This window comes from Desulfosporosinus acididurans (assembly GCF_001029285.1).
Classification (GTDB): Bacteria; Bacillota; Desulfitobacteriia; order Desulfitobacteriales; family Desulfitobacteriaceae; genus Desulfosporosinus; species Desulfosporosinus acididurans.
In genome coordinates, this window is record NZ_LDZY01000032.1 from 1 (window position 1) to 13,654 (window position 13,654).

At 42.1% G+C, this 13,654-nt stretch carries 9 protein-coding genes and 3 rRNA genes; 3 read left to right on the top strand and 9 right to left on the bottom strand.

Translation table 11 applies throughout. The features are described from left to right. The 5 genes from DEAC_RS21505 to DEAC_RS21525 all read right to left on the bottom strand — a co-directional run. Positions 1-515 (bottom strand): 16S ribosomal RNA (locus tag DEAC_RS21505); the annotation flags it as partial. Positions 516-1,172: 657 nt separating this feature from the next. After that, positions 1,173-2,678: an MDR family MFS transporter gene (locus tag DEAC_RS21510; RefSeq protein WP_047812142.1), complete on the bottom strand. Its 1,506-nt coding sequence runs from the start codon at positions 2,676-2,678 to the stop codon at positions 1,173-1,175. A 69-nt stretch (positions 2,679-2,747) separates the two neighbouring features. Beyond that, entirely contained in the window at positions 2,748-4,943 is a 2,196-nt protein-coding gene (gene recQ, locus DEAC_RS21515) for a DNA helicase RecQ (RefSeq protein WP_047812143.1), read from the bottom strand. Positions 4,944-5,230: 287 nt separating this feature from the next. After that, the gene (locus tag DEAC_RS21520) at positions 5,231-6,052 is read right to left on the bottom strand and encodes a TIGR03915 family putative DNA repair protein (protein WP_047812144.1); all 822 of its coding nucleotides are present in this window, start codon (positions 6,050-6,052) and stop codon (positions 5,231-5,233) included. After that, positions 6,031-7,332, bottom strand: coding sequence for a putative DNA modification/repair radical SAM protein (locus DEAC_RS21525; RefSeq protein WP_047812148.1), 1,302 nt, complete (start codon positions 7,330-7,332; stop codon positions 6,031-6,033). The genes DEAC_RS21520 and DEAC_RS21525 overlap by 22 nt, the downstream gene beginning before the upstream one ends. A gap of 354 nt (positions 7,333-7,686) precedes the next feature. Here DEAC_RS21525 and DEAC_RS21530 point away from each other — a divergent pair, with 354 nt between their 5' ends. After that, positions 7,687-8,091, top strand: coding sequence for a CidA/LrgA family protein (locus tag DEAC_RS21530; protein WP_053006569.1), 405 nt, complete (start codon positions 7,687-7,689; stop codon positions 8,089-8,091). Continuing rightward, positions 8,088-8,780 (top strand): LrgB family protein, encoded by a 693-nt coding sequence (locus tag DEAC_RS21535; RefSeq protein WP_047812145.1) that lies wholly within the window; start codon positions 8,088-8,090, stop codon positions 8,778-8,780. The genes DEAC_RS21530 and DEAC_RS21535 overlap by 4 nt, the downstream gene beginning before the upstream one ends. A 151-nt stretch (positions 8,781-8,931) precedes the next feature. Here DEAC_RS21535 and DEAC_RS21540 read toward each other — a convergent pair whose 3' ends face one another. Together DEAC_RS21540 and DEAC_RS21545 are read right to left on the bottom strand one after the other, a co-directional pair. Then, positions 8,932-9,963 carry an RNA-guided endonuclease InsQ/TnpB family protein gene (locus DEAC_RS21540; protein WP_053006570.1) on the bottom strand — a complete coding sequence of 344 codons (1,032 nt, stop codon included), beginning with the start codon at positions 9,961-9,963 and terminating at the stop codon, positions 8,932-8,934. Positions 9,964-9,970: 7 nt separating this feature from the next. Then, positions 9,971-10,786, bottom strand: a complete 816-nt coding sequence (locus tag DEAC_RS21545; RefSeq protein WP_047812147.1) for a sugar nucleotide-binding protein — start codon at positions 10,784-10,786, stop codon at positions 9,971-9,973. A gap of 777 nt (positions 10,787-11,563) precedes the next feature. Here DEAC_RS21545 and DEAC_RS24055 point away from each other — a divergent pair. Then, positions 11,564-11,746, top strand: coding sequence for a hypothetical protein (locus DEAC_RS24055; RefSeq protein ID WP_152671469.1), 183 nt, complete (start codon positions 11,564-11,566; stop codon positions 11,744-11,746). A gap of 33 nt (positions 11,747-11,779) precedes the next feature. Here DEAC_RS24055 and rrf read toward each other — a convergent pair. After that, positions 11,780-11,896, bottom strand: a 5S ribosomal RNA gene (gene rrf, locus DEAC_RS21550). A 117-nt stretch (positions 11,897-12,013) separates the two neighbouring features. Beyond that, positions 12,014-13,654: ribosomal RNA gene (locus DEAC_RS21555) — 23S ribosomal RNA — on the bottom strand; the annotation flags it as partial.

A 13,654-nucleotide genomic window follows, 5' to 3' on the forward strand; every position in this document is an offset into this window, starting at 1 on the left:
CCTCCTTAGGTACCGTCATGTCACTCCCATATTCCTGAAGTGACCGTTCTTCCCTAAAAACAGTACTTTACAATCCGAAGACCTTCATCATACACGCGGCGTTGCTCCGTCAGACTTTCGTCCATTGCGGAAGATTCCCCACTGCTGCCTCCCGTAGGAGTCTGGGCCGTGTCTCAGTCCCAGTGTGGCCGTTCACCCTCTCAGGCCGGCTACTGATCGTCGCCTTGGTAGGCCTTTACCCCACCAACTAGCTAATCAGACGCGGGTCCATCCATCATCGGCAGCATATTCAGAGGCCGCCTTTCCTTATACGTTGATGCCAACCTATAAGCGTATCCGGTATTAGCCCTCGTTTCCAAGGGTTGTCCCGGGTTGTTGGGTAGGTTACCCACGCGTTACTCACCCGTCCGCCACTAAGATCCTTCTAAGTAAACTTAGAATTCTCTCCGTTCGACTTGCATGTGTTAAGCACGCCGCCAGCGTTCGTCCTGAGCCAGGATCAAACTCTCCAAAAAAGTTATTTCAACTTCTTTAAAGAAGATGATGACTTGCTCATGATTCCATGATTCTTTTTGAAACTCTTGCGAGTTTCTCTCATTGGCTGTCCTTGTTGTTTAGTTTTCAAAGACCAAGGAATTTCATTTTAACACTCTTTCTTAATGCTGTCAACAACTTTTTCATCAAACAACAGGTTTGAGAGGTATTTAGAAGCGCTGTTCTTGAGCGCTTTGTTATAATACCACTTCTTCCTTAACTATGTCAACACTTTTATTTAGTCTTTTTTGCTTTTATCCAGTTTTTAAGACCCCCACCTCTATAAGTGAGGCCACTGAAAATCTAGGAAAATCTATTGCTTGGGTATCCAAAGCCACCATATACCGTAGGTAAAATAGAAAGTCAGCACTATATATGGTACTGACCTTCTCGAAGATAAAGTTTTTCAGTGGCCTCCTATAAGTGGGGGTGGGCCCTTCGTTAACTTCAGGTGGGGTAGAGTCCCTCATTCCACAAAGCTCACGGTAAATTTAACATATTACTTTTGAAGAAAATAACTATTTGAGTTATTCCGGGTATTATTTAATCCATTATAATAAGTTCACTAGTCATCAGAGGTATGGAGAGTGTGGGCAAGCTCTGAAAGAAGTTAGATAAGACTTTTCTATCAAATAAGTCTAGTTTTGATTGACCGTCTTGGGAAAAAATATGGCTAAACCAAAACTCAAAACAGAAAATATCAGTAGACCCCAAAAAACATTATGCAATGATAAGGCAAGCCCTGAAGTAAGTAATTTCAATTCACTTTGTGGTAAAGCTCCTCTTTTAACTGGGTCAAGCAGGATGTTGATGACATCTAATTGCAGGCCCCCGCCTTTACCGCTGCTCCGTAGAAAATTGAGCAATTTCAGATTCAAGATGCCGCCTAAAAGTGCCGCCCCCATAGTGTTGCCTAATATATTCATAAACATATTCGAAGCCGTAGCTACACCGCGCATTTTCCAATCAACACTGTTTTGAATTCCTACAATAAAAACGGTTCTTGCCAGGCCCATACCTATCCCTATAATTGCCGAACCCGCTCCAGCCCATAGCCAACCTTTATCTGGTCGCAGCGTTACAAAAAACATTGAACCGATCAGGGCCCAAATTGAACCGACGATAACAATATTACGAAACCCATATTTAAACATTATTCTTCCTGAAAAAGTCGCCGCCACAACCCAGCCCATGGACATAAAAGCAAGTGCAAAACCCGCAATTAAGGGAGTTTTATTCATGACTCCTTGTATATAGGTTGGTAAAAAAGATGATAATCCGATAATGACAACACCTGTTGTTAACGTGGCTAAATTTGATACAAGTATCAGTGAATGTTTCCAAATCCACAAAGGCATAATGGGTTCAATAGCCCTCTTCTCTTGCAAAACAAATAACAAGATGCCAAAAATGGCAATTCCGCTTAATATTAGAATCGGTGCTGAGGTCATTGGCCAAACTGTTCCTGCTTGGATAAAAATAACCATTAAGGCGCTGATTGAAATAAATATCAAAGCCGATCCTAAATAATCAATTTTATGTTCTTGAGTATGTACAGTCTCTTTAAGGAAAAACCATATTCCTATCATAGAAAAAAGGCCTATCGGAATATTAATCCAAAATATCCAAGACCAACGTACATATTGCACAAAAAAAGCACCTAAAGCTGGCCCAATAATTGAGGACACCCCCCAAACACTTGAAAGATACCCTTGAATACGAGCGCGCTCTGAGATATCAAAAATGTCCCCAACAATAGTCGTGGCAATTGGTTGAACAGCACCTGCCCCAACACCCTGGATTAAACGAAAGAGAATGAGCATATTCATATTTTGGGCTAACCCACAAAGTAATGAACCTATCAAAAATACAATAACTCCAAATGAAAAGATAGGTTTTCGACCATACAAATCAGCCAATTTCCCATAGATAGGGATTGTTACCGCTTGTGCTAAGAGAAACGCCGAAAACACCCAGCTGAACTTTGAAAACCCACCTAAATCACCTACAATACTTGGAATCGCTGTAGCTACTATCGTCGCTTCAATGGCTGCCATAAACATCGCTAACATAATACAAGCTAACGTAACTTTGCGATTTGTCTTAGCATTTTCTCTTGCGTGATTTTGTTCCGAACTGTGCATTAAGAAATAACTCCTTCTGGAACCGAACCGTATAAAATTTAGTTTCAAAGACCTTCAACAGTTCAATTCTTAATTCAATTCTCTATGTTTCTCCAAGACTGCCCTTATCGTAAACCATTCAATATCATCGGAAAGCAACTCTTTTATTGGACGTAATTTTTCGCGTCCAGCTTTATGGGCTGCTTCTAAAATTAAAGGTTCCTGTTCAACAGGAATAAAGTCGTCCCAAGGTACAGCATGTCCCTCCTGAGCACAACGCACAAGGTGATTTTGTACCGTTAATTCTGTTATTTTCCTAACCTTCCCGATTTCTTCAACTGAATACCCTTCTTGATATAAGATCAGCGTTTGGACGTGACTAGGAAGTTTGTCCTTTGCCATATCCGTCAGCGCTAAATTAATATTCGTTGCCTTACTGGATTGTTTTGTCGTTGAATCCATGCTGCTTTCTACGGGCAAGGAAAATGAGCCGCTCCTTTTGAATTTTGCAGTTCCCATAAAATCAGCAATTGCATTCAAGAATTCATCTCCATACTTTTCTAATTTCCGTTCTCCGACACCACTAATCCGAATCATCTCCCTAGAATTTTCCGGGCAAACCTGGGACATTTCCCGTAAGGTGCTATCAGCGAAAATCATATAGGGAGGCAAGTTCTCCTGTGCTGCTAATTCTTTTCGCAGTGCCCGGAGCCGATCGAAGAGACTGACCTCTTCCACAACATCGCGTGAAGGTTGTGGAGACACTTTTTTCATAACTTTCGTCTCACTTTTGATAACAGAAACAGCGGAAGGCATAAGCTTCAATACCGGATACTCTCCGGTTGATAATTGCAAATAACTCTCAGCGACTAAATAATTAATGAGATCCTTTATTTCCTGAAGTGACATATCCTTTAAAAGTCCATGCGTAGAAAGCCTATCAAAATTTTGTTCGATTATCTTCGCTTTACGTGATCCCTTTAGTACTTCAGCAACCATGCCAATCCCAAAGCGTTCTCTCATCCGATAAATACAAGAAAATATTTTCTGAGCATCTAATGTAATATCAACTATCTCACGTGTATCATTACAATTACTACAGTTTTCACAATGATTCGGAACCTCTTCTTCCCCGAAATACTCTAAAATAGTTTTCCTTAAACAACGAGGGGTATGACAATAATCCACCATTCCTTGAAGCTTTTTATGCTCATTTAATTTCCGCTCCGGATTTAATACACTTTGTTCGATGAGAAATCTTTGCAGAACAACATCTTGAGGTGAAAAAAGTAAAATACACTCCCCCGGTTCTCCGTCACGTCCCGCACGTCCAGCCTCTTGATAATAGGCCTCCATATTCTTCGGCATATTGTAATGGATTACATATCGAACATTAGATTTATCAATACCCATTCCAAAAGCGTTAGTAGCCACCATAATCAGAGTTTCATCAAAAAGAAAATCCTCTTGGCTCTTTTTACGCTCGTCGTCACTCATCCCGGCATGATATTTTCCGACCATTAACCTATGTTTCGTTAAAAAAGCCTGGAGATGATCAACTTCTTTTCGAGTCCCGGCATAAATGATTCCTGATTGATCCCTATGTGCCTGTACATAGTCTAAAATAAATGCCTTTTTGTTCTCTCCTCGAAGAGTTGTAAAGGACAAATTAGGCCGATCAAAGCCCGTCACATAAACATTAGGGTTATCAAGCTGGAGCAAACGAACAATATCTCTCTGAACCTCCTCGGTTGCAGTTGCCGTAAAGGCACCAATCAGCGGCTTTTGGGGCAGAGAGTTTACAAAAGATCCCAATTGAATGTAGCTTGGCCGGAAATCATGTCCCCATTGTGAAACACAATGGGCCTCATCAATTGCCAAAAAAGAAACATTCAGAGATTTTAAGAGCATACGGAAATTCTCCGATTCTAATCGTTCCGGAGCAATATAGAGGAGCTTATAGTCTCCGCGAAGGACTCGCTCAATTCGGACCCTTACTTCTCCGAGGGATAGGGAACTATTTATAAAGGTCGCTGAAACTCCAAATTGCTGAAGAGCATCAACCTGATCCTTCATTAAAGAAATTAACGGTGAGATAACTAATGTTGTTCCCTGAAAAATTAAAGCAGGAACTTGATAGGCTAAGGATTTACCTGCCCCTGTGGGCATTATTGCCAGCGTATCCCTGCCCTTAAGCAAACTCTCTATCACTTTTTGCTGACCATCCCGAAATTGAGTATAGCCAAAATACTTCTGCAATACTTTAAGCGCCGTTTCTATGAGCACTTTGAACAACTCCTTAAAAGGATAACTCTTCTACCTATTATAGCAAAAAAATAAGATTGAGGCCTTATTCCCGAAACCTTAAAGAACATTCTGTACTAAAATTCTGTACTAAAGATGACCAATAATTATGCCACGACCTTCATATACTCATAATTTGTAATCTAAGACATTGGGGTAAATGTCCCCCAACAACAAGAAACCTCCAACATTTCTTTAGCGTTGGAGGAGATAACCAATGAACTTAGTATGTTCATTTAAAAATATGCTAACAAATTCTAGGACAAACATTAAGGCTCAAAAGATCTGATAGCTTGTTTACTCAGATTTTGCTGTTTCTCACTAACATTATATAATTCCTCATCTTTTCCCAATTCAGTCAATTGTCCCCAATACCTCTTCGGCATTAGTGTCATACGGCATTTCGGATTATATCGCTCTTCAATAGCAATGGTTTGATAAAATTGCTTCCAAAGACGGCGATATTCAACTTCCGATTTATCAACCTCAGGTAACGTTAATTCATCGATATCAATCAGCTTCGCTTCCTGCCCCTGATATACTAAAGCCATCTTATGTGTTTTATCATAAATCATAAAGGACTCATTGCGAAACCTATCACAGAAATGATCCGCAATAAGAGGCAATACGAAATTTTTAGGTTCAATTACCGCCACCATAACCTTATCATATACAGAAAATCGTACAAACCCCTTGAACTTATGGCTTTCGGACGTCAAATGATGTACGGCTTTTTGCAAAGTGCTGACAGTATCATCTGTAAGCATCGACATAACCTTGCTCCCGTGCTTATAACCTAAGCGTAAAAAATAATAGATTAATAGTTCCTTCTGGGGGGAATTTGTCCAAAAACCCAGCGTAACTAATTCCTGCGCTTGAACTGAGATTTTTGCTGCGATTGATTTATAGACCCGATCTGACTTGATAATGTCCGTTTCAATCCATTTCGCCGTATCAAAAAGGCTTTGCTGATCACTAGGAGTTCTGATAGCACTTGGAATCTCCTTGAGAGCAAAGCTTTCAAAAACACAGCACATTAACCCTTCAAAACTCCCATCATATTCATAAACTATCTCTGCTCTGTCAAACACTGACTCACGTCCTCTCTCGTCATAGGAGGATCCGGAAAAAGAGAGAGCTGCTCCGCAAAACCGGTTAACAATTTATGCTGATCGGACATCAGCGTTTTCAAAGTAATGTCGGATGGTATTTTTAGCTGATTCATGACTTTTCCCTTACAAGTAATAAAAAATTGTGCTCGTTTTAGCACAACACCCATCTTCTTGAGCCCAGCAAAATCAATTAGACTGCTTTTCCTTGCCGTTAGAATACGCATGGCGCTGGTTACCCCTATCCCCGGAACACGCAAAAGCATCTCATAAGGCGCTTTATTTATTTCAATAGGGAATTGTTCCAGATGGTTAATTGCCCAATTACACTTAGGGTCAACTTGCAGATTGAAATTTGGGGTTTGCTCATCAAGCAATTCATTGGCTTTAAAACCATAAAATCTCAACAGCCAATCAGCCTGGTAAAGGCGATGTTCACGTAGAAGAGGAGGTTTTGTGTCTACAGATGGTAACAGAGTATGTTCCGCTACCGGTATATACGCAGAATAAAAAACCCTTTTCAGACGATATTTTTGATAGAGTCCTTCGCTTAAGGTTAGGATTTTTTGATCCGTATCAGGCGTCGCACCAACAATCAGCTGTGTGCTCTGCCCTGCGGGTACAAACTTTGAAGCATGTCGAAATTTTACAAGATCTGAGCTATTCTCCTGGATCTTATGACTAATAAACCCCATAGGCCGTAATATAGAATCTTTTGTCTTATTCGGGGCTAAAAGCTTCAAACTTTCTTGGGAGGGCAATTCGATATTAACGCTCATGCGATCAGCTAAAAGCCCTAAGCGAGTGACTAACTCACTATCCGCTCCAGGAATAGTTTTAACATGGATATATCCATTAAAATGATAAACTTCACGCAGCAGCGTTAATGCCTTGATCATTTGCTCCATAGTATAATTTGGGCTTTTAATTACTCCGGAGCTAAGAAACAATCCCTCAATATAGTTCCTTCGATAAAAATTGACCGTTAGTTCTGCCAGCTCACTAGGAGTAAATGCCGTTCTTTTTGTATCATTTGAGGTGCGATTTATACAATATTTGCAATCATAAATACAGATATTCGTCATCAAAACTTTTAGTAACGAAATACAACGCCCATCAGCCGCAAAACTATGACAAATACCTGCTTTTGCAGCACTTCCTATGCTCCCTTGTTTCCCTCGTCTATCTACACCACTGGAGGTACAAGCTACATCATATTTGGCTGAGTCTGATAAAATCATCAATTTGTCATAAATATCGATGCCAATCCCCTCCATATTTTAGTTTATCTTATACCTCGTCAACACTATAATGCAAAACATATGTTCTTGTCAAAGAAAAAAAAGCAAACATACGTAAGAGGTTTGTGTTAAGACTTGTATCAATATTTTTCCATTTAAAACATTAAATTTAAAGATTTTATGCTGTCTTAAAGATCACATTTTAAAGAACCTTCAGGAATATCCATCGCAATATCCTCCCGTTGGTATTGTTATTTATAGATAAAAGGAATTATTTATATGCTATATATGTATTTCACACATAGAACTCGTCGCTATATACTTGTTACATAAATTTACTCAACCACAAGCAAATGAAAAAAGAGGTTGTTAGCGATGAAAAAAGCACTTCAAATAACTAGGATGTTCAAACCAAGGCGGATTTTTCTAGCATTAATTCAAATAGGTATTCTCTATATCTTTTCGTTTGTTGGAAGTTTCTTAGGTAAACTATTGCACCTAAACTTCCCCGGAAGTCTAATCGGTATGGGCATATTATTTATCCTTTTGCGCCTCGAGATCTTTCCGTATAACTGGGTTGTTATCGGTGGTAACTGGCTGCTTGCTGAATTGCTTTTGTTCTTTATTCCATCAGTCGTAGCAATAATGCAATACATACAGTTTCTCCACCAGGACGGCCTTGATCTATTCATCATCATCTTAATTAGCACAGTCGCTGTCATGGTTAGCAGTGGCCTTACCGCGGAAATGATAACTAGAAAAGGAGGAAAGGCATTATGAGTGAATTTGTTGGCTTCATAAGTGTAGTCCTCACCATTATCTTCTATTATAGTTCAAAGGCTTTATATGGCCGTATTCGCTTTGTGCTATTCTCACCCTTATTAATAGCGCCTGCGGCATTAGTAATTGGTTTACTAACACTTCATATTTCCTATTCAAGCTATATTATCGGCGGAAAATGGCTGAGTGTACTTTTACAACCCGCAATAGTTGCCTTCGCTTTACCATTGTATAAACACTATGAATTATTAAAAAAGTATTTCCCAGAAATCATTCTCAGTGTCTTAGTGGGTACTCTCTCTGCATTTTTGTCTTCTGCCCTGCTGGGGCTGGGTGCTAATTTTGAACCTCAGATTATACTTAGCTTAGCACCACGTTCGGTTACAACTCCAATTGCTATTGATGTTTCCAATAACTTAGGTGGTATCCCTTCCCTTACAGCAGTCTTTGTTATCTTTACAGGCTTAATGGGGCTTGTTATCGGCCCACTGGTAATCCGTTTTCTCCACCTTCGCTCACCAATAGCTAAGGGGGTCTTATTGGGAACAGGAGCACACGGCTGCGGAACATCCGCTGCCTTATCATTAGGTTCTCTCGAGGGCACGATTGCAAGTCTCGCCATGATCTTTGCAGGATTAGCAACCATCATTCTTGCTCCGGTCATTTTTCCGTTACTTCTAAAGTTATAATAAGTTTCCGCTTTAACTTTTTGACACTCCCACGGCTGAAGCCGGTGGGATTCTTGGGTGATTAAACCGAAATCTATTTCTAGTATCGGAGTATGACCCCAAGTTCAGGGCTATGCCATTAGCCCGTCCTAGAGCAGTACACAACGGTACTCTAGGCTGATAGCCTGTTACCAGCTACCACAGTTGCAGAGATTATATTTATCGCCCCAACTCGATCTCGATGAGCCTTAAATCCACATTCACATTGATACTTTCTGTCTTTAGCATGGTTACGTTTACCACAAGACGGGCATGTTTGGCTCGTGTATTTAGGATTGACGTATTCAACTCGAATACCTTCCAAAAAGGCCTTGTACTCGATAAACGATGCTAGGCGATAGAAGCTCCAAGTATGTAGATTCTTCTCGTTTTTACGGCTTGTTCTTGCCGTCTGGCGTATACCAGAAAGTTTTTCTAATCGAATGACTCCCACATTGTTTTCTTTCGCGAAATTCACGATCTGTCGGCTCACTTTATGGTCAGTATCGTTCATCCAACGTTGTTCTTTATCATGGCGTTTTCGTATAGCTTTGAGTTTCTTCAGTTTGCCAAGTTTTCTACGAACTGACCGATGTTTACGCTTGATAAACTTATTTTGTCTGCCATTACCGAAGAATTTGGTTTTACCAGATTCAGTTGTAGTCACAGCAGGAACTTTAAGCCCCAAATCAACACCCATAACCTTATCGGCTATATTGAGTTGTTTAGTAACTTCGACAGCGATTTGAGCCATATAGTTACCTGACTTTTGCGTTATTCTAAGGCTGCCCAATTTACCGATCAGCCGTTCTTGCTGATAATTCGTTAGGATAGCTTCAATCTCAAGACGCTGTGATTTGCCGTCAATACTTACAGGAAACGAGAGTATATTGCCTTTAACCGCATAGTTTTGATTGTTCCAGATAGCTACCGCTTTTTTGAGTATAGGGACTTTAATTTCTTTCTGTTCTTCAGGTTTTAGTTTGGCGTTTGCTTTAACCGTTTTTTTGTACTTCGTGAAAACACTCTTGGCCTCTCGAAGGGCTTGATTTTTAACGGCACTGGGTAGGATCGCCACTACGTCTTTACTTGAATAGTTGAGATGCGCGTCTGCTGAAACGAAGTCTGAAACAACCTGATTGACCAAGCGTATGTACTCTTCCATTAAACCTTCAATTGATTAAATAACTAATTACCGACTTATTCATTAATCTTAACCGTCCAGGGAATTCATCATGTCTCTCTGATAAAAGTGCAAAGTACCCTTCTTCCTCAAAGTTTTCTTGAATCCTAGCATTATTAAAACCCAACCCTAGTATTAATTCATTATAAAAACCTTTATGATTAACTACATCCTCTGCTCCCAGATGAAAAATCCCCTTTAACTTATTCTCAATAATGTAATATAATTGCTTTGCTATCAAAAAATCTGTATTTGCATTATATAATAATTTTGGATATACAACGATTTCTTCGTTATTGATCAGCGAATTTAATAGATATTTCATTCTCGGAGAGTCTTTTCCCCAAACTTGAGGAAGCCTTAATATACATACATTATCATGTAAAATTTCTATCATTCTGTTTTCACATGCTATTTTATATTGCCCATAGTCAGTACAAGAATCAGGTAAATCATGTTCATAATGATATTTACTTAAATCATTATCAAAGACGTTTAGAGTAGAGAAAAAGTATAATCTACCCTCGGTTTCCTTTAAATGTTCAGCAATTTTTGTATGTAAAATCAACTGTTTATTATAATCTCCGCTTAAACATGATATGACACTTTGAGGCTTTAAAGTATTTAGTATACTACTAATATTAGCCGAATCCTCAATGTTCAGTTTAAAAATTCTGTCTTGATTAAAAGGTAATGGACTTTTAAAGTAGGTTGCATAAATCTGAAATTCCCGATATTTGTCCAGTTCTCTAATTATTGCTTTCCCTACAAGTCCACTTCCACCCAAGATCAAAACATTGTGCATAAAAATTATTCCTCCGATAGATTATTTCGTAGTTTTCTACGAATCCTCACAGTTTAAGAAATAAAGTCTTCTAATACCAATCGGAATTATTCATTTATACCTTTTGAGTCAATGGTAATGGGAATATCTCCAAAGGTTTACTCCATTGATTTTAATCCCCTAGGTCTTGCTACTGTTACGGTATGTGATCGAACGGGTGGAACCTGGTGGAGCCCTGGTAGATATCTTTCATTTCTTTCATAAAACAAGCAACAGACTACCAAATATGGCAGTCTGTTGCTTGTTTTACCTGGCGATGACCTACTTTCCCAGGGGCCTGCGCCCCAAGTATCCTTGGCCCTGGAACGAAAGGCGGATGAGCCTTTCGCCACACTGCGTCCCCATACGCATACTCCTGCAGTGTGGATCCTTAACTTCCGTGTTCGTGTATACGAAAACCACGAAAGCCTCCGGTGGAGGGTTTCGCCGAGCCACCAACCCCAGAGAATCACTTCGTGGCGAAGTACGAGGTTTTCGCCACATTGCAACCGGAGACGCACACTCCTGCAATGTGGATCGAACGGGTGGAACCCCGGTAGACATCTTTCACTTCTTTCATAAACACAAACAGACTGCCATATTGGCAGTCTGTTGCTTGTTCACCTGGCGATGACCTACTTTCCCAGGGGCCTGCGCCCCAAGTATTATTGGCCCTGGAACGAAAGGCGGATGAGCCTTTCGCCACACTGCGTCCCCATACGCATACTCCTGCAGTGTGGATCCTTAACTTCCGTGTTCGTGTATACGAAAACCACGAAAGCCTCCGGTGGAGGGTTTCGCCGAGCCACCAACCCCAGAGAATCACTTCGTGGCGAAGTACGAGGTTTTCGCCACATTGCAACCGGAGACGCACACTCCTGCAATGTAGATCGAACGGGTGAAGCCCCGGTAGCTATCTTTCATTTCTTTCACAAAACATAGATAGACTGCCAAATTGGCAGTCTATCGCTTGTTACCTGGCGATGACCTACTTTCCCAGGGGCCTGCGCCCCAAGTATTATTGGCCCTGGAGGTCTTAACTTCCGTGTTCGAGATGGGAACGGGTGGAACCCCTCCGGCATGATCACCAGATCTCTGAGATTCAGTTGTCCTTTCGAACTCTGTTCTCTCAAAACTACATAGAGTCTCTTTCTAGCTTTGTCTTCTCGGAACCATTTGAGCCACGTTCCCTTTGCTAACGTATCTTTTTAGGTCAAGCCCTCGACCGATTAGTACCGGTCAGCTCCACACCTCACGGTGCTTCCACATCCGGCCTATCAACCTGATCTTCCTTCAGGGGTCTTACCAGCTTACACTGTGGGAAATCTCATCTTGAGGCCGGTTTCGCGCTTAGATGCTTTCAGCGCTTATCCGATCCGAATATAGCCACCCAGCTGTGCCTCTGGCGAGACAACTGGTACACCAGTGATTCGTCCATCCCGGTCCTCTCGTACTAGGGACAGATCCTCTCAAATTTCCTGCGCCTGCGACGGATAGGGACCGAACTGTCTCACGACGTTCTGAACCCAGCTCACGTACCGCTTTAATGGGCGAACAGCCCAACCCTTGGGACCTACTACAGCCCCAGGATGCGATGAGCCGACATCGAGGTGCCAAACCTCCCCGTCGATATGGACTCTTGGGGGAGATAAGCCTGTTATCCCCAGGGTAGCTTTTATCCGTTGAGCGATGGCCCTTCCACTCGGTACCACCGGATCACTAAGCCCGACTTTCGTCCCTGCTCGACTTGTGGGTCTCGCAGTCAAGCTCCCTTTTGCCTTTACACTCTGCGCGCGATTTCCAACCGCGCTGAGGGAACCTTTGGGCGCCTCCGTTACTCTTTAGGAGGCGACCGCCCCAGTCAAACTGCCCGCCTGATACTGTCCTAATCCCCGATTCAGGGGACCTAGTTAGAACTTCAGTACAAAAAGAGTGGTATCCCACCGTCGACTCCACCAAGGCTGGCGCCCTAGCTTCTCTGTCTCCCACCTATCCTGTACATTTTATACCAAAATCCAATGTCAAGCTGCAGTAAAGCTCCATGGGGTCTTTCTGTCCTGTCGCAGGTAACCCGCATCTTCACGGGTATTACAATTTCGCCGAGTCCCTCGTTGAGACAGTGTCCAGATCGTTACACCTTTCGTGCGGGTCAGAACTTACCTGACAAGGAATTTCGCTACCTTAGGACCGTTATAGTTACGGCCGCCGTTTACTGGGGCTTCAATTCAAAGCTTCGCCTTGCGGCTAACCTCTCCTCTTAACCTTCCAGCACCGGGCAGGTGTCAGCCCCTATACATCTCCTTGCGGATTAGCAGGGACCTGTGTTTTTGTTAAACAGTCGCCTGGACCTTTTCTCTGCGGCTCATCTTGCAATGAGCGCCCCTTCTCCCGAAGTTACGGGGCCATTTTGCCGAGTTCCTTAACGAGGGTTTTCTCGCGCGCCTTAGGTTTCTCACCCCATCTACCTGTGTCGGTTTGCGGTACGGGCACCAAGCCAGCTCGCTAGAGGCTTTTCTTGACAGCCTGGAGTCGGTTACTTCGCTACTAATTTTCGCTCCCCATCACGTCTCAGAGTTATCGCAGGGCGGATTTACCTGCCCTACCTCCTACTCGCTTGGGCGTGCTCAACCAACGGCACGCTTAACCTATCCTTCTGTGTCTCCCCATTGCTGATAACGCTTCTCGGTGGTACTGGAATTTCAACCAGTTGTCCATCACCTACGCCTTTCGGCCTCGGCTTAGGTCCCGACTTACCCTGGGCGGACGAGCCTTCCCCAGGAACCCTTAGATTTTCGGCGGACAAGATTCTCACTTGTCTTTTCGCATACTCATACCGGCATTCTCACTTCT

Bases quoted from the DNA above. Each gene is read 5' to 3' on its own strand.
- DEAC_RS21510 (WP_047812142.1), bottom strand. From the start codon at position 2,678: ATGCACAGTTCGGAACAAAATCACGCAAGAGAAAATGCTAAGACAAAT.
- DEAC_RS21530 (WP_053006569.1), top strand. From the start codon at position 7,687: ATGAAAAAAGCACTTCAAATAACTAGGATGTTCAAACCAAGGCGGATT.
- DEAC_RS21535 (WP_047812145.1), top strand. From the start codon at position 8,088: ATGAGTGAATTTGTTGGCTTCATAAGTGTAGTCCTCACCATTATCTTC.
- DEAC_RS21540 (WP_053006570.1), bottom strand. From the start codon at position 9,963: ATGGAAGAGTACATACGCTTGGTCAATCAGGTTGTTTCAGACTTCGTT.
- DEAC_RS21545 (WP_047812147.1), bottom strand. From the start codon at position 10,786: ATGCACAATGTTTTGATCTTGGGTGGAAGTGGACTTGTAGGGAAAGCA.